The sequence below is a fragment of the Microcoleus sp. D2_18a_D3 genome, from assembly GCF_036702455.1.
Classification (GTDB): domain Bacteria; phylum Cyanobacteriota; class Cyanobacteriia; order Cyanobacteriales; family Microcoleaceae; genus Microcoleus.
Genome location: NZ_JAUBTK010000074.1, coordinates 22,268 through 39,098 on the forward strand (window position 1 = coordinate 22,268; position 16,831 = coordinate 39,098).

At 46.6% G+C, this 16,831-nt stretch carries 16 protein-coding genes; 8 read left to right on the forward strand and 8 right to left on the reverse strand.

The genetic code is table 11. The annotated features are described in order from the left end of the window. Positions 1-384 precede the first annotated feature (384 nt). Positions 385-1,320, forward strand: a complete 936-nt coding sequence (locus tag QUB06_RS26360; protein ID WP_333437795.1) for a polysaccharide deacetylase family protein — start codon at positions 385-387, stop codon at positions 1,318-1,320. A gap of 148 nt (positions 1,321-1,468) precedes the next feature. Here the strand turns inward: QUB06_RS26360 and QUB06_RS26365 are convergent, their stop codons facing one another. Then, on the reverse strand, positions 1,469-1,762 hold the full coding sequence (locus QUB06_RS26365; RefSeq protein WP_333437796.1) for a hypothetical protein: 294 nt from the start codon (positions 1,760-1,762) through the stop codon (positions 1,469-1,471). Positions 1,763-1,823: 61 nt separating this feature from the next. Here QUB06_RS26365 and QUB06_RS26370 point away from each other — a divergent pair, with 61 nt between their 5' ends. Continuing rightward, positions 1,824-2,708 (forward strand): Uma2 family endonuclease, encoded by an 885-nt coding sequence (locus tag QUB06_RS26370; protein ID WP_333198837.1) that lies wholly within the window; start codon positions 1,824-1,826, stop codon positions 2,706-2,708. Between the two features lie 23 nt (positions 2,709-2,731). Here the strand turns inward: QUB06_RS26370 and QUB06_RS26375 are convergent, their stop codons facing one another. The 3 genes from QUB06_RS26375 to QUB06_RS26385 all read right to left on the reverse strand — a co-directional run bounded on the left by QUB06_RS26375 (position 2,732) and on the right by QUB06_RS26385 (position 5,228). Beyond that, positions 2,732-3,295 carry a hypothetical protein gene (locus QUB06_RS26375; protein ID WP_333437797.1) on the reverse strand — a complete coding sequence of 188 codons (564 nt, stop codon included), beginning with the start codon at positions 3,293-3,295 and terminating at the stop codon, positions 2,732-2,734. A 51-nt stretch (positions 3,296-3,346) separates the two neighbouring features. Further along, on the reverse strand, positions 3,347-4,414 hold the full coding sequence (locus QUB06_RS26380) for an FAD-dependent oxidoreductase (protein ID WP_333437798.1): 1,068 nt from the start codon (positions 4,412-4,414) through the stop codon (positions 3,347-3,349). Between the two features lie 64 nt (positions 4,415-4,478). After that, a complete protein-coding gene (locus tag QUB06_RS26385) occupies positions 4,479-5,228 on the reverse strand; it encodes a methyltransferase domain-containing protein (RefSeq protein WP_333437799.1) in 750 nt (249 codons plus the stop codon). 479 nt (positions 5,229-5,707) lie between these two features. Here QUB06_RS26385 and QUB06_RS26390 point away from each other — a divergent pair, with 479 nt between their 5' ends. Continuing rightward, the gene (locus tag QUB06_RS26390; protein WP_333186262.1) at positions 5,708-6,553 is read left to right on the forward strand and encodes a YaaW family protein; all 846 of its coding nucleotides are present in this window, start codon (positions 5,708-5,710) and stop codon (positions 6,551-6,553) included. Between the two features lie 43 nt (positions 6,554-6,596). Continuing rightward, on the forward strand, positions 6,597-8,096 hold the full coding sequence (locus QUB06_RS26395; RefSeq protein WP_333437800.1) for an O-antigen ligase family protein: 1,500 nt from the start codon (positions 6,597-6,599) through the stop codon (positions 8,094-8,096). A 209-nt stretch (positions 8,097-8,305) separates the two neighbouring features. Here the strand turns inward: QUB06_RS26395 and glmS are convergent, their stop codons facing one another. The 4 genes from glmS to QUB06_RS26415 form a co-directional block, all read right to left on the reverse strand. Beyond that, positions 8,306-10,228: a glutamine--fructose-6-phosphate transaminase (isomerizing) gene (gene glmS, locus QUB06_RS26400; protein WP_333437801.1), complete on the reverse strand. Its 1,923-nt coding sequence runs from the start codon at positions 10,226-10,228 to the stop codon at positions 8,306-8,308. Between the two features lie 160 nt (positions 10,229-10,388). After that, positions 10,389-10,634, reverse strand: coding sequence for a photosystem I iron-sulfur center protein PsaC (gene psaC, locus QUB06_RS26405; protein ID WP_015175986.1), 246 nt, complete (start codon positions 10,632-10,634; stop codon positions 10,389-10,391). A 269-nt stretch (positions 10,635-10,903) separates the two neighbouring features. Next, on the reverse strand, positions 10,904-11,809 hold the full coding sequence (locus QUB06_RS26410; RefSeq protein WP_333437802.1) for a CoB--CoM heterodisulfide reductase iron-sulfur subunit B family protein: 906 nt from the start codon (positions 11,807-11,809) through the stop codon (positions 10,904-10,906). Between the two features lie 244 nt (positions 11,810-12,053). Continuing rightward, complete coding sequence (locus tag QUB06_RS26415; RefSeq protein WP_333437805.1) at positions 12,054-12,176, reverse strand: SDR family oxidoreductase; 123 nt, start codon at positions 12,174-12,176, stop codon at positions 12,054-12,056. A 750-nt stretch (positions 12,177-12,926) separates the two neighbouring features. Here QUB06_RS26415 and acpP point away from each other — a divergent pair. The 4 genes from acpP to QUB06_RS26435 all read left to right on the forward strand — a co-directional run bounded on the left by acpP (position 12,927) and on the right by QUB06_RS26435 (position 16,653). After that, positions 12,927-13,181: an acyl carrier protein gene (acpP, locus tag QUB06_RS26420; protein ID WP_333104466.1), complete on the forward strand. Its 255-nt coding sequence runs from the start codon at positions 12,927-12,929 to the stop codon at positions 13,179-13,181. Between the two features lie 96 nt (positions 13,182-13,277). Continuing rightward, on the forward strand, positions 13,278-14,531 hold the full coding sequence (fabF, locus tag QUB06_RS26425) for a beta-ketoacyl-ACP synthase II (RefSeq protein ID WP_333389415.1): 1,254 nt from the start codon (positions 13,278-13,280) through the stop codon (positions 14,529-14,531). Positions 14,532-14,638: 107 nt separating this feature from the next. Beyond that, the gene (locus QUB06_RS26430) at positions 14,639-15,946 is read left to right on the forward strand and encodes an AAA family ATPase (protein ID WP_333437803.1); all 1,308 of its coding nucleotides are present in this window, start codon (positions 14,639-14,641) and stop codon (positions 15,944-15,946) included. Further along, positions 15,934-16,653, forward strand: a complete 720-nt coding sequence (locus tag QUB06_RS26435) for a DUF4276 family protein (protein ID WP_333437804.1) — start codon at positions 15,934-15,936, stop codon at positions 16,651-16,653. Before QUB06_RS26430 ends, QUB06_RS26435 begins: the two co-directional genes overlap by 13 nt. Positions 16,654-16,831: the final 178 nt, after the last annotated feature.

Here is a 16,831-nt window from a genome sequence, read left to right on the forward strand (position 1 = left end):
TTTTCTTGTGGAACAGGCAAGATGCCTGTTCCTAAAAAGCTTATTGACAATCGTGCAACATCTCACGTTAAACCAACTTGCAGTGTCAGGTAGGGACGCGGGCCGATGCCGGCTGAGTCGCTGAGAATATCGTGCCATTAATCCGATTTGAGTGCCGTCCCCCTGGCTGGGGAAAAAGTTCAACCATCCCGCGTTTTCATGGGTTAGGGGATTTCGGGCGCACAAACCTTAAATTTTTTTATCCTGACGGACTTCCCCACGATCGGTTATTTCCAGTAGCATTTTTACGGGCAGTCCAATTTAAGATTATCCTCTTAAGTGGATTAACTTGATATCAACATAAAATCTCAAATTAACTGTACAAGGTGTGAAGGAGAGAATGACGTGACAAAATTGAAACTGCTGTGGAGGCGGCGAAAAACTTTAATACTTGCTTTTATGGCAGCAACAGGAAGTTTTTTGCTGGGTGTGACATGGCCGATTAACTTGCGGGCCAATCAGCCCTTGGAACCGATTCAGGCGCAAGTCTTGGCCGTATCCCAGTCGCAAGAACAACAGCCGATGTCCAATATTAATAAGTTCTCCGAGGCGATCGCCCGTCGAGTTGAATTTTCCCAAAATGCTCTAGCCCAAGTGCAGGCAATCCGATTTCAATCAGCCGTACCGGATCAGTTTCAAGGTACAACCATGAGTCACGCGAAACTCGACTCCCAGCACAAGGCGATCGCCCTGACATTTGACGACGGCCCCTGGCCGAAAACAACTACACAAATCCTAGATATTCTCAAGGAAAATAATATTAAGGCTACATTCTTCTGGGTAGGAAGATACCTGCACAATTCTCCCGAAATTGGCAAACAGGTGGCAGCAGCGGGTCACGCGATCGGCAATCACACTTGGAACCATGAATACCGGCAGTATAACGAAGACGGTGCCGCTCGCGAGATCGATCGCACTTCATCCTTAATTGAGGAGTTGACCGGCATCCAAACATCGATGTTCCGCCCGCCAGGAGGCATTTTAAACAATGGATTGGCAGCTTACGCTCAAAAGAAAAATTATGCAGTTGTGATGTGGTCTGCTGATTCTTTTGATTGGCGAACCCTTACGGAATCTTTGATAGACAACGTGATGAGGCAGGCAAAATCCGGGGGCATTGTGCTGATGCACGACGGCGGCGGCAATCGAGCGAGAACAGTAAAAGCTTTACCTGATATTATTGCTCGATTGAGAAATGAAGGGTACAGTTTCGTAACAGTTCCCGAGTTATTGCAGATGCAAGAACAAGACTTACAGCAACAGGAAACAGCACAAAAATAACTATTTGGGAAAGTGGGATATTACACCATTTTTCCATTTTTTTGTATGTCGTTAGATGAATTTTTCATAACTCTAGCCGAACGAAGAAGGAAGAAGTAGCAACCTCGCCCGATTCCCGGCGACGTTCTTAACTCCTGAAACCATTGCTTTAATTCCATTTCCTTCTTCCTTCTTCCTTCTTCCCTTTTCCCTCTTCCCTCTTCCTTCTTCCCTCTTCCCTCTTCCTTCTTCCTTCTTCCTTCTTCCTTCTTCCCTCTTCCTTCTTCCCTCTTCCTTCTTCCTTCTTCCTTCTTCCTTCTTCCTTCTTCCCTCTTCCTTCTTCCCTCTTCCTTCTTCCCTCTTCCTTCTTCCTTCTTCCTTCTTCCTTCTTCCTTCTTCCCTCTTCCTTCTTCCTTCTTCCCTTTTCCCTCTTCCTTCTTCCTTCTTCAACTACACAAATCAATCGAAAATCGCTAGGCTATAACAGAGCATCAGTTCGATCGCCAGTCGATCGCGTACCAGCCATGACCCAAAGTCTCAGTGCGACAGGGTTGCCCCCCGCCTTCCCAGATCACACTCAACTCCCCGAATCCGACGGCACGTTTGTGAAAAACTTTCAAGAACATCCCCAGAGTATTCTGCTAACCGACTCCCTAGAAAGCACACTGCAAACGCTTCACCCCGACGGACAATATGCGATCGGGCAAGATTGTGGCATCTACTGGCGCGAAACCGACCCACCAGAACGCGGAGCCGAAGCCCCTGACTGGTTCTACGTCCCCAACGTTCCGCCTTTGTTAGACGGCGAAATTCGCCGCTCTTACGTGATTTGGCGCGAGTATATGGTGCCAATAATTGCGATCGAATTGGCGAGTGGGGATGGTTCCGAAGAACGAGACAACACGCCTTTATCTCGTTTGCCAGAAGGTACTAATCAGAAACCAGGGAAGTTTTGGGTATACGAACAGATTATCCGCATTCCCTACTACGCCATCTATACAATCAAAACCAGCCAACTGGAAGTCTACAACTGTGTAAACGCCCGTTATTGTCGATTGGAACCCAACGATCGCGGACATTACCCGATCGAGCGCATGGGAGTAGAGTTAGGCGTATGGGAAGGCAGCTATCAAAATCAGACACAGCGTTGGTTGCGCTGGTGGGATAACCAGGGGAATTTGTTGCTGACGGGGAGCGAGCAAGCTCGACTAGAACGCCTCCACACCGAACAGGAACGCCAGCGGGCTGAAGCTGAGCGCCAGCGGGCTGAAGCTGAGCGTCAACGGGCCGATCGCGTGGAGCAAACACAACGAGATGCTATCCCCCAACTACTGGCAATGGGTTTGACTGTCGAACAAGTTGCCCAGGCGCTTTCTCTGTCGGTGGAAGAGGTGCAGCGATTGGGATAAAGGGCGATCGGGCTGACCATTGCCTACCCAGGGATTTGGTCTTTGTAGATACACAAGAAGTTTTCTGCATGGGTAGCCCCTAAAGCTTGAATCTCTTTGGGAAATGCACTAAGCGGGGCAATTTCTCCCTCAACACCAAACTTTCTGGCTCCAGCGGCGGTTCCTGAATGTAAATAAAGCACAACTGGTTTTAGTTCCAACCGCGCACCCAAACGTCGCGCAACATCATAGGCTGTCGTTGCTCCTAAACCTTTAACACGTCCAACAACAGACTTAACCCAATCATATAAACTAGGGAAATCCTGGAAGTCTTCCAGTTGCATCTCATCAGCCAATGCAACCTCTAAACCCTCAGATAACTTATTAGCAACCCGGCATTGATGACCGTGCATCTTTCCATGCCACAGGCGAGATATCCAAGCTCTTTCAATAGCTTGATCCCAAGTTAATGTTTTGTCACCCCACCACCGATCTTCCATCTCATAAGAATTTCCCCATCTGTCGATGTACTCATGAACTAAAAGCTGAAGATTATTGTCATCAACAGTTTGCTTTTTACTCTGGCAGGTTGGGAAAACTGTATTCATGGAATTCAGGAGTAGCTACATGAATGTATTGATACCTTAATTGTAGCCATATTACCAATTTAGGCTGGAATCTAACGGCAAATTTGGCAACTGAGAATTCACCCAATTAGCCGCCGCCAAACCCGATCGCAAAGCACCCTCTATTTGACCTTCCCCGCACAAATCCCCCGCACAAACCAGCGGCAAAGTCCCCTCCGCCGCCAAACAAGAAACAGGCAAAGGATTTCGACAAAAAGCATAGCGCCAGCGGTGAACCTGCAACCATTCCGGCTGTTTCAGCCAAGGGATTAAATATTCAGAAGTGCGATCGAGCAATTCCTGACCGACAGTTTCCAAATCAGCAGCTTCTAAATAGCGTTCTGCAAAAAGTGCGCTGCTGTGAACCACAAACACCGGCTGCTGCGGATCGAGCCGCTTGCTGCTGTCCAAACCAATCCAAGCTAAATCAGGATTATCGGGAAAAGAAACAGATTTCCACTGCGGATTTAGATTACTTAAATCTTGCTGTTTTGTCGCAGGATAGCCAGCCATAACCGTAATGCAAGGCTGGTACTCCACAGAACGCAATTTGTCAAGAAAATCCGATTTCAAACCGATTTCCGCATCCAAAAACATTAAAGCTTGAGGTGCAGGAATTGCCACAACCACAGCCTTAGCAATCAATTCTTGAGGTATCTCTAAATTGCTGTCAGTGACTTCTAGGGAAAGATGCCACATTTGGTTATCTGTAGTAGAAATAGCTTGTACGCGGCGGCCAAACCAAATTTCTACCCCCTCCGCCAGATACTTACCGACAGCATTCATACCAGCAGGTGCGACATAGCAAGAACTAGGAATAGAGAACATTTCTCCTTGTCGGAATTCTCCCACACTATCCGTCCAGAGTTTCAGGATGTGGCGATCGACCAAAGCCTCAATTAACCCCTGCACCCCATCCCCCTGCGGTTCCAGATACCGCGCGCCGTGATCGGCCCTAGTACCCTGTACGCGGCGGGTAGCAACACGTCCCCCCGCGCCGCGAGATTTCTCAACAACCGCCACAGAATAACCAGCTTGACGCAACCGTTGAGCGCAACTCAGCCCCGCCATACCCGCACCAATCACCGCAACATCGAACATAATTGGACTTTCAGATACATTACTTACCGGACTTTTTCTAGGAAATAAGCCTTAAGCTAATTTCTTAACTTGCAGTTAATTTGCGATAGCAACGAGCGGTGATTAAATGAGGGTGAAAAACCTCGATAAAATTAGACTGAAGTTTAGTAAAAAATGTGTTCATTTCTTGCTGGTCTTCTAAATGAAAAGGAAATTCTTGATTAAAACCTTTAAAGAAATACCAGTTAAGGATCATCTTCCCTGACGGAGCCAGCATTTGGTGAAACTCCATCAATTGCTGACTGGGCTTGACTAAATGTTCCATCACATCTAAACAAATAATCGTATCGAAAACTTCGGTCGGAGATACTTCCAGACTACACGAAATTTTTTCACTCAATCCTAACTTAGCAGCTCGGCTTTGAACAAAATTGCAATTTATGGGGTTAAGATCGCAATAGACTACTTGTTCTACTTGAGGACAAAGAGCTGCCGCAATAGCATGAGTGCCAATACCGCCGCCAAAATCTAAAACTCGACCGGCAGCCATATCTGATATTAATGTTAAAGTGCCTCCTATGTAATCCTGATTCGACATATGCCAAGCTCCCAGATCAAATAGGTAAGCTTGTCCGACTCGATCGCGATAAAACTCACTAGCTTTTTCCCAATCAAAATCCCGATGACCTATTTCTTTTAGGGATTGTTGACCGACGGCTAGCTCTTGTTCAATTGTTTCTAAATCTAAGTTTAAAAACTCCTGTAGATGCTGCTTGAGATTGAAAGTATCTTGCCAATATCCCTGCAAAAAAGACGGTGCGACAGAAGAAGACATCTTTTACCTTTTTATAAAAAAACCAAACTCATTATAGGATTAACTGACCTTTTTGAACAGAAGTACAGTAAATTATTTTTCCTTTGTTTATAGCCAATAAAATAGTGGGGGTTCAGGGCGACGGTTTGACTCCTCAAGCTGCGGGGTTGCAAGCGTACCGAGGGGTTCCGGGTTGGCTGTTGGGCATCTAAATTGTATTTTTAGGCTCGGCGGGACACCAAACTTGACTGTAAAATTTAGATGCGCGTCCGCCGATCAATGTAGCTGCTGAGGTTATGGCTTCTAGCACTCGGATATTCTGTGCAAAGCCTGTCGATCGTCCTGCGCCAGGTAGTAGAATAAGGGACAGCACGAATCCATGATTAAGACCCGATAAAAAATGCCACTGTAGGTAAATCCTAAATCCCACTGGTTGTCAACCAGCAGCAATCTAAAATCTAAAATCTAAAATCTAAAATCGTATACGGGAGGGCAAAATTTTGGACGAACTCAGAGCAGCACTCGAATTGACAACAGAAGAAGAATTGCAGCAACTAACAGAACTTCTGTTCAGCCGCAAGTTTAACCCTTTAGATTACGTACAAACCCCCGCACCGATAGATGTACAAAGTCGCGATCGCCAAGCATGGCTCGACGCCGTAGAGCAGCGGTTTCGCTATCTTGCAGCCGACGGGTTGACGGTACTCAGAGGGCGAACCCAACAAGTAACTTACAGACAAGCACTAATTCAAGTTTGTCGCTATCTCAAAATCCCTTATCCCAAACAGTTGTCAACCACCGACTTAGAGGCAGAAGTATTTCTGCACTTAATGGGTCGCGCGTGGAAGCGTTTACCGGCCGATGAACAGCAAGCGCTGACACTGCGCGTACAGCGAGCGATCGTTGATTCTAAACTGTCAGAACCCCTGCCAATTTCGGCAGAAAAAGACCCGCTGGGTTTGCTGTTCAAAGGTGGCAGCGCTTTAGCTGTGAGTTCCATCTTAAAACCAATGTTGCTTAAATTGATGGCTAATCAATTTGCGCTGCATTTTGCCACCTATCAAATGGCAAAACAAGGAGTGCTTGCAGGTACTGCAACCGCAGCAACCCAGTTTCAAAATTATGTCGCAATTCAGACGGCGCGGCGCGGTATGGCGGTGAGTGCGGCTCGTTACGGTGCAACGCGGAGCGTATTTTCGTTGGTCGGCCCGGTGATGTGGACTTGGTTTTTAGCAGATTTGGGTTGGCGATCGATTTCCACGAACTACGGCCGCATTATCCCGACCATTTTTGCCTTAGCTCAAATACGCCTGACGCGATCGGAATGCGTTTGGGAACTAGCTTAACGATGGTAAATTGTAGATTTTAGATTGGAGATTGGGAGTGTGGGTGAATATCAAAAATCGGTTGAAATTAGCTGCCAAACTGACAGCCGAAAATCTCAAGTCTCGCCTCCAAAAACATCCAGATCCCCGCCTGCAAATCCCTTGGAATTTCGCTCAAGTGGGGATGCTGATTTTTCCCTTAATTCCGATTTTGGGAGCTTTAGGTTTATTCCTGGGATTGGCCGGCACTTGCAAGCAAAAGTTCCGTCAAATTAGTCGCCGCCCGCTGAATCGAGGATTCGCAATTCTGAGCGCCCTGCTAGTCATCACAGCGGTTTTTGCCCACAACCGCATTGAGGCTTTTGTAGGGTTGTACAATTTCTTGCCGTTCTTTATATTGTTTGCCGCTTTCAGCAGTTTAATTCAAACTTTGCCTCAATTGCGGCAATTGTCTTGGATAATTGTAATTAGTTCAATTCCAGTGATTATTTTAGGTCTGGGACAGCAATTTTTAGGCTGGAGCGGCATCGATCAATTGCAGCCTGTTTTTGGCTGGGTACTCGAACCCAAAGGCAATCCCCCCGGCCGCATGGCTTCTGTATTTATGTACGCAAATATTTTAGCTTGCTATCTGACAATTGCTTTTATTTTAGCAATGGGACTGTGGATGGAAGAAGTCAATTGTCAGTTGTCAGTTGGCAGTTGTCAGTTGGCAGTTGTCAGTCGTCACCACTTACCAATGCCCAATGCCCAATGCCCCATGCCCAATGCCCAATGCCTATTTTTAAGTTTTGCAGCGATCGGAAATGGTGTTGCTTTGATTTTTACTAATTCTCGCAATGCTTGGGGACTGGCAGTTTTGACAGTTTTGGCTTTTGCATTTTATGTGGGTTATAAAAAATTATTAGCTGCGGTTTTGAGTGTGGCTAGCACAGTTTTTTTGTCTGCCTTTGGCCCCGAACCTTTACGGCAATCTTTACGAAGAATTGTTCCGGCTTTCTTTTGGGCTAGACTCACCGACGAGATGTTCCCAAATCGGCCGACAGCTACTTTGAGAACTACTCAGTGGGAATTTGCTTGGTCGATGACTCAGCAGCGTCCTTGGACTGGTTGGGGATTGCGAAATTTTACGCCTCTCTATCAAGTTCAGATGCAAGAATGGCTTGGTCATCCTCACAGTTTGATACTGATGTTGACTGCGGAAACGGGAATACCCGCAACGCTTTTGTTGTTTGGTTTAGTGGGCTGGGTTTTGGCTAGGAGTGTTTTGCTGCTGGCGAATTGGCCGCTTTTCCCTGGGGATATTAAACACGAGAAAATAGCAACACTGGAAAAAGCCGAAAATGCTTTAGTGTTCAATCAAAACTCAATATCTAATATCACAAATCAGGTCGTGGGTCAAGATGTAAGAGCGGCCGATCGTCTAATTTTTTTCAGTTATTTATTAGCCTTCGCCGCCTGTACGCTATTTAACACTGTAGATGTGACGCTGTTTGATTTTCGACTCAATACTACAAGCTGGTTGCTGTTAGCAGCAATTTGCGGAGTCAGCCAGAGGGAATAGGGCATTGGGCATCGGGCATCGGGCATCGGGCATCGCGCATTGGGCATCGGGCATCGCGCATCGGGCATCGGGCATCGGGCATCGGGCATCGGGCATCGGGCATCGGTTATTGGTTATTAGAACGAACAACCAACAACCAACAACCCACTAATGACTAATGACTACTGACTAATGACTAATGACTACTGACTAATGACTAATGACTTCCTTTATTCTACCGTCACCGACTTCGCCAAATTTCGTGGCTGATCCACATCCAAACCCCGACGCGCCGCAATGTGATAAGCCAACAATTGCAGCGGAATCACTGTCACAATTGGTGACAATAATTCATCCACCAAAGGCACCGGCAAAATGTGGTCAAAAATATCGGCTTCCGCCACACCTTGCTTGGGCGTAACGCCAATTAAACGGGCGTCGCGGGCCTTCGCTTCTTGAGCGTTGGAAAGCACTTTTTCGTAGACACTTCCGGGCATGGCGATCGCCACTACAGGCACTTTCGCATCCAAAAGGGCGATCGGGCCGTGTTTCATCTCTCCCGCCGGATATCCTTCGGCGTGAATGTAGCTAATTTCCTTCAGTTTCAGCGCCCCTTCCAAAGCAATCGGAAAGTTAATTCCCCGCCCCAAAAAGATAAAATCTTGGGTGTCGGTAAACTGGTGGGACAATTCCTCCACATACTGTTCTTGAATCTCCAAAAACTTCTCAATTTCTGCCGGCAACTGGCGCAAACCAGTAATAATTTCTGCCAATCTCTCAGTGCTGATTGTTTGCCGCTGGTGCGCCAAATCCAAAGCTAAGAAATAGAATGCCATCAACTGAGTGACAAAAGTTTTAGTCGCAGCAACGCCGATTTCTATACCAGCGTGGGTGTTAATTACCTGCGGCATCATGTGGGCGATCGAACTTTCAGTCCTGTTAGTAATGCCTAGCATTCTCGCCCGAAATTTATCGGTAAAACCCGCGCGGCGCTGCTGTTCCATCCCCAAAGCAGCCAGCGTATCCGCCGTTTCTCCCGACTGTGTTACCCCAATAGTTAAAGTATTTGCTGTCAGCGGTGCGGGCGCGTAGCGGTATTCAGAAGCGTACTGCACCGCAGTGGGAATATTAGCTAATTGTTCCAACAAATATTTGCCAATTAGCGAGGCGTGCCAGCTCGTTCCGCAGGCGAGAATTGAAATTTGCTCGACATCAACGCAAAGTTCCTTGGGCAAGTTGAGATTGATGGGAGAGCGCGGATTTCCGGGCTGCCACTCGCTGTCTAAATAAGCCTCCAAACACGCTCTGACTACGGCCGGCTGTTCGTAAATCTCCTTGTGCATGAAGTGTTTGAAGCCTTGTTTTTCGACTAAAACCGGACTCCAACCAAGGATGCGGGGGCTTTTTTTCAGCCTTTCTCCTGCAAAGCTGTAAACTTCGACTCCCATCGGAGTTAGCCTTGCCAATTCGCCATTTTCCAAGGACAAAACAGTGCGGGTGTTAGATACTAAGGCTGGCGTGTCGGAAGCGCAGAAAAATTCGCCTGCACCAAAGCCAATTACCAAAGGAGCTTGCTGTCTTGCGACAATTATTTCCTCGGGAAAATCTGCACAGATAACGGCGATCGCAAAAGCTCCTTCTAATTTATTTACCGCCTTTAAAACAGTTTCCAAAAACGATAAATCAGCTATTTTCTCGGTTTTTTTATCTTTTCCTTCTTCGTTCTCCCTTCTTGCTTCTTTCAAAAATTCAGCTATTAAATGAGGAATAACTTCTGTATCCGTATCCGAGACAAATTTATGTCCCTTTGCTTTCAATTCTTTCCGCAACTCGCGATAATTTTCGACAATTCCATTTTGAACTACCGCAATTCGCCCGCTATTATCCAAGTGAGGGTGAGCGTTATATTCCTCTGGTTTGCCGTGAGTTGCCCAGCGGGTGTGTCCGATGCCGATGGGAGCCGGAGAGTCTATCTCTGCTAGCTTTTCCCGGAGGTTGTGCAATTTGCCCTTGGCTCGGATGCAGGTAATTTCTCCTTCCGAGATGGTAGCGAGGCCCGCTGAATCGTAGCCCCGGTATTCTAGTTTCTCCAATCCTGCTAGCAAAATCTCGCTTGCTGCTTGCGTGCCGATATAGCCAACGATTCCGCACATTTAACGTACTACTCCTGCTTAGCGATCGCAATAAAACTCAAGTTTTATCATTTTTACCTTCTTCCGGCCCCAGAATGCCGATTCCGCGACAAAAAAAGAAGGGGCAATGTAATCGCCCCCTCTCTTGTGCCCCTAATTCGATCGGCGTGTCGATCGATATTTAGTAGGCTAGACCCATACTGCGAGTGGTTTCTGCTCCCAGGTAAACCCGGATGCTCAGAAAATCGGTGGGGCAAGCAGTTTCGCAACGCTTGCAGCCTACACAGTCTTCGGTGCGGGGAGATGAGGCAATCTGAGCTGCTTTGCAGCCATCCCAGGGCACCATCTCCAAAACGTCAGTCGGACAAGCGCGGACGCATTGAGTGCAGCCGATGCAAGTATCGTAAATTTTGACTGAATGAGACATTGAATAAAGGCTCCCAACGAGTCACTAAAAATTTGCTTGCTCTGCGAATTAACAGATTTGACGGCGAGGTGACACCGCTATAGCCTGCACAGAGAATTAAAGGTTAGTCTACCGCAGTGCCTGGAAGCACTTCGCGAAAAAGCGACAAAACTTCACAGTTATTCACGCTGGGACTCTTATCAAAGTAGGTTCCTACTAAGCACGTCCGTCCTTAGAGCGGAGTTATCAAGGACGAACTTCTTTACTACAAATCGGTGCAAATCGATCGACTAAAAGCCTAATTTTTCTAACACGGGCTTAGTTGAAACAATATGGCGATCGAGTCCTAGTTTTTTTGGCTCCACACCCAAAGCCAAAGCCACCAACTGCGACAAATGCAGCACCGGCAAACCCAACTTGCGCCCGATTACTTTTTCCACCTCCGGCTGCCGCGAATCCAAATTTAAATGACAAAGGGGGCAAGGCGTTACCATACAATCAGCGCCATTGTCAAGAGCATCTTGAATATGTTTGCCTGCCATCTGAAAAGATTGGTTAGTGGCATAACTCGCCAACGGCCAGCCGCAGCACTGCGTCCGCCCTCGATAATAAACCGGAGTTGCCCCGATCGCCCGAAATACATTTTCCATCGATTCCGGTTGGTGCGGGTCATCGTAAAGCAGCTTATCCTGAGCTCGCAGCAGGTAGCACCCGTAAAAAGACGCGCACTTCAAACCCGAAAGCTTGCGGGTGACTCGCTTCTGCACCTCGTCGAGCCCGTAATCTGCAACGATCGCCCACAACAGATGTTTCACCTCGGTACTGCCTTGGTAAGGCGAACAGCCTTGTTTGTCCAGTAAACCGTTGACTTTTTCTATGTAGTTGGGATCGGTTTTCTGAGATTCCTTGAGGCGATCGTCCACATGACCGATTACCCCTTGACAAGTGCTGCAATGCGTCAGCAAAGGCAGATTCAGTTCCTCAGCCAAAGCAATATTGCGAGCGTTGACAGTATCTTCGAGTAACTGCGAATCTTCCTTGAAAGTGCCAGAACCGCAGCAGGAAGCTTTCTTGAGCTCCACCAGTTCAATCCCCAACGCTTGAGTCAGCGCTTGGGTAGACAGGTAAAGTTCGCGGGCGGCCCCTTGGGCAACGCAACCGGGAAAATAAGCATATCTGAGAGTTTGGGATGGCATAATTGTTTCTGCTGGGGAGACAAGGCAAGGGACAAGAAAGGAGGGCGGTGGAGGTCGGGAGGCTTCCTGCTTCGTTTCCCCTCTTCTATCCTTACCCAGTTTTAGACAATTTATTGACTACAAAGGGTTCAAAAACATTGGCTACATTGGCGTACACCTAACAAGCGCTTGCACTCGGAACGGAGGTATACGCCATCAGTTATGATACAAACATTCAGGCAAGGTTTAGAAATAGTCAGTTAGATTAAAGTTGGCTGATACCACCATCAACCGCAATTACAACGCCCAAAATGTAAGCAGAGTCTGAAGTGAGCAGAACTAAGACTGCTTTGGCAATGTCTTCAGGCGCGCCAAACCGCTGTCTCATCGTCACAATTCCATCCGAGCGCCTCGCCCGGCCAATTCAGGCCACTCCGTTTGATCCGAGTGCACAATCATAGCCGCACCTCCCCGCGTGCGAAACTTTGACCCATAGCGATAGAATACCATGCAACGCAAGATCGGGAGATGCCATGAAGTCAGATCCAAGACCAAATCAAGACATCCTGCCTTCGATTGAAAATGAAGACGCGGGCTGGCGTAATGGAGCAAGAAATTTGCTTTGCCCTGTGTGCGGTGGCAACTACAACCATGTTAAACCGCCGTACTTGAAAGACGGCGGAGATAACTACGAGGCAAAGTGGGGTGGCCGCGGTGATCTGGCGGTCATTCCCATGTGGGGCGAATGCGGTTCCGAGTGGGAGGTTTGCATCGGATTCCATAAGGGGCAGAGCCCAATCTTCGTGAGGGTTAGTTCCTCCTGCAAGGCGCAGGAGGAGCCATAGGCAATGCTCCACGAAGAGCGCTCTAGCCCTTCCATCGAGCGGACAGTCAAAAGGCGTAGCCTTTTGCCTGCTGCTCATGTCAAACGTTATCGAAACTCAAAAAGGCATTTCAGCATACTTGTTGTTTTCCTATGTACGAGCCACTGTGGTCCACAAAAGTCCTTAAGTAGACACCAATGCCCACGGCCCACCCGCTACACAGAGGGTCACTTTGAAAAGCGGCCAGCCTTTCTCTTGCCGCTCCCCCTTTCGGATAAGATTAGATACGCAGCAACCAATGAGGACACGATGTTATGAGCCAAGACGACATTTTTGCTAGAGTCAAGAAAATTGTGGCTGATCAATTGGAAGTCGATCCAAGCGAAGTCAAGCCCGAAGCCAACTTTGCTAACGATTTAGGAGCAGATTCCTTAGATACAGTAGAGCTGGTCATGGCCTTGGAAGAAGAGTTTGATATTGAAATTCCCGACGAAGCAGCCGAAGGAATTACTACGGTTCAAGCTTCTGTAGATTTCATCAGCAGCCAACTTGCAGCTCCAAAAGCATAAAATACCTGTCTTTTCCCCTAAGAGGAGAGAAGTTAAAAACTGGAAACTCCTCTTTTGTTCTGCGTTCTGGGTGTTTAATTTTTTGAAACTGAAATCATGACAAATTTAGAGCGTAAGCGCGTTGTTATTACGGGTCTCGGCGCGATTACACCGATCGGCAATACCTTGTCTGAATATTGGGACGGGTTGCTTGCCGGGAAGAATGGTATAGGCCCGATCACCTTATTCGACCCGTCGCGGCACGACTGCCGCTTTGCCGCAGAGGTGAAGGGTTACGACCCACACGACTATTTAGAGCGCAAGGAAGCAAAGCGGATGGATCGCTTTGCTCAATTTGGGGTGTCAGCGAGCAAGCAAGCTCTTGCTGATGCGAAATTTGAGATTAACGACCTGAACGCAGAACAGGTGGGTGTCATTCTTGGCACTGGCATTGGCGGCCTGAAGGTTTTGGAAGACCAGCAAGAGATCTATCTGAATCGCGGCCCCGATCGATGCAGCCCGTTTATGATTCCCATGATGATTGCGAATATGGCCGCAGGCCTGACGGCGATTCACACGGGCGCTAAAGGGCCCAACTCTTGCACGGTGACGGCCTGCGCTGCCGGGTCAAATGCCGTGGGCGATGCGTTTCGCTTAGTTCAGGGGGGTTACGCCCAAGCAATGATTTGCGGCGGTACGGAAGCTGCGGTGACACCTTTGTGCGTGGCGGGTTTTGCTGCGGCGAGAGCGCTTTCGACTCGCAACGATGACCCGACTCATGCTTCTCGTCCGTTCGATCGCGATCGTGATGGTTTTGTCGTCGGCGAAGGTGCTGGCATTCTGATTTTAGAAGAAATGGAACACGCTCTGGCGCGTGGCGCGAAGATTTACGCAGAAATCGTCGGCTACGGTTTAACTTGCGATGCGTATCACATGACTTCTCCGGTACCGGGGGGGAACGGTGCGTCGCGCGCGATGGCTTTAGCGCTCAAGGATGGGGGTTTGACGCCGGATCAAGTGAGCTATATCAACGCTCACGGCACGAGCACGCTTCCCAACGATTCTACTGAAACAAAAGCGATTAAGCAGACTTTGGGAGACCACGCTTACAAAGTAGCAATTAGTTCTACCAAGTCAATGACCGGTCATCTTTTGGGCGGTTCTGGGGGAATTGAGGCGGTGGCGACGGTAATGTCGATCGCCAATGACAAAATCGCGCCGACAATTAATCTGGAAAATCCCGATCCTGAGTGTGATTTGGACTATGTTCCTCATACAAGCCGCGATCTAAAAGTTGATGTGGCGCTGTCGAATTCTTTTGGATTTGGCGGCCACAACGTGACACTGGCATTCAAGAAGTTTGTTCAGTAACGGGCAATTTGAAAGTCGAGAGTTAAAAGGTAAAAAAATATTTTTTACCTTTGTAGGGTAGGCATCTTGCCTGCCCTAACTTTCTGAAGTATAACCGGAGCGAGCGTATGAATCAACCAATTCTTCGATTTTTGACAACCAATAATTATAAAAATCTACACTTAGATCCATCTGTAAATTTAAACAACCTTAATATATTTATCGGCTCAAACGGTTCAGGCAAAAGCAATTTTATCAGTTGTTTAAAATTTTTAAAAGATTGCCTAATAGCTATTCCCGACGCAAATCGGGACGTGAGTAGTTTTGAGGATGCTGTTTCTAAAATTGGTGGTGGTAGAATTTTAGATGTCAATGTTGAAAGTCCAGCAAAGGTCAGTATAGCTTGCTGTTTTTCGCAAATTAACCAAACTGGTAATCTTCAAAAAGACAGCGCAATCCTGGATTTCAAACTTTATACCGATCGACAAAAAGTAAGGGCGAGCATCTCTGAAGAATATCTATATGGCGGAGAAGATTTGCAGGAAACTTCCCGCCAGCCACCTTTCTATTACTATAAATTGCATAACAGAGAATTAGGGCAAGGAGTTTTATCTGTTTACAAGTCTGCAGGTCAAGAGTCAACTCAGTTTCAACCTTTAGATAACATTCCTACAAATTCTTTGGGTTTGTTGACAATTCCGACACTGCTTGAAAATAGTCAATTACCACCCGAAAAGACACCTATTTACAAAATCAGAAGAGAATTAATTGAATTTATTTCAAAATGGCAATTTTATAATGCCAATAACATGAATTTGAATTCAATTAGAACCGCAGAACCTAAAATAGGTGGAAGTGATATTTACCTATCTGCTTCGGGAGATAATCTGCCTTTAGTATTGTACAATTTAAACCAAAAATCTATCAATTTTGAAGATAGCATTAACGAGGCAATGAAGTCCATCCTGCCAAAAACTCGTCGCCTTAGAGCTTTACCTTCTGGCCGCCTATCTCTCACTGTAGAATGGTATTTTGAAGGTATTGATGATGAAGCATTTTACCTAAATGAAATGTCGGATGGAACTGTCAGGATGCTTTGTTGGGCAACTATATTACATTCTCCACTCCTTCCTTCTTTGATAGTCATTGATGAACCTGAATTAGGATTGCACGTCTCGTGGATGCCAATTTTAGCTGAGTGGATTAAAAAAACTGCCACCAGAACTCAGATAATTATTACCACGCATAGTCCCGATCTTTTAGATCACTTTACCGATCGTTTAGAGAATGTTCTTTGTTTTTATCCCGAAAACAGAACGTATTTCTCAGTCAAATCTCTTTCAAAAGAACTGCTGGAGCCAAAACTTGAAGAGGGATGGCAATTGGGCGACTTATACCGTGTTGGCGATCCAAGTATTGGAGGATGGCCGTGGTAGTGTGGGTTTTTTCTGGTGGCGGTGAGGCTGAGGTTAGAGGATTCTTTCCTTTTTTAGAAAAAACTTTTCCGGGCTGTAGATTTGAACGAAAAACACCAGTTCGTCAAAAACCTGGCCCTAAAGCTAATAAGGCAAGTAGTTACGGCAGAACAGGTAAAAGTTTAATCGAACAAATCAAGCAAGAATTGCCTATCGCCTTAAAAGCGGAAGCAAATAAATGCGACTTGATTTTAGTTTTTGACGATTTGGATTGCCGCGATTCTCAGACACAAAAATCAAAAATATTGGCAGAGTTATCAAAAATACCCGAATGTGCTGACATCGAAAAATTTGTTGGGTTTGCAGCGCCGGAAATCGAAGCTTGGATTATTGCTGATTGGAATAATTCAATAGCTAAACATTCAGATTTTAGAGCCAGACATAAACGTATGTGTTGGTGGCTGAGTACAGAAAAGAAAGTTTCTTTTGAGAATCCCGAATCATTTAGTGAATATGATCCTCAAAGAGATTGCTGTCGAGAAAAACTATCAGAAGCTTTAATTGAGTCAAGTGTTCAATATGAGGTCGATCGCGATAAAACACGCTTTTCTAAAGGAGCACATACACCTTTGCTATTGAGTGAAATCGATCCAAATGAAGTCCAGAAAAAATGTCCCTTATTTCGCGAACTCTATAACTATCTCAATAATTTTTGTCGTTGTCCATAAAGGGTCAGATAAAAATTTATTTAGGTAAACTGTAAGCCAACTTTTGCAAAGCATTAGTAGTGTTAAATTAGATTTTCCCCAAACAAAAAGCGCCCCTATTACTAGGAGCGCTTTTTGTAATCTCAGACTAAAACTTAGCCATTGATAGAAGGAGCAACCATTGCTACGGGAGTTGTTT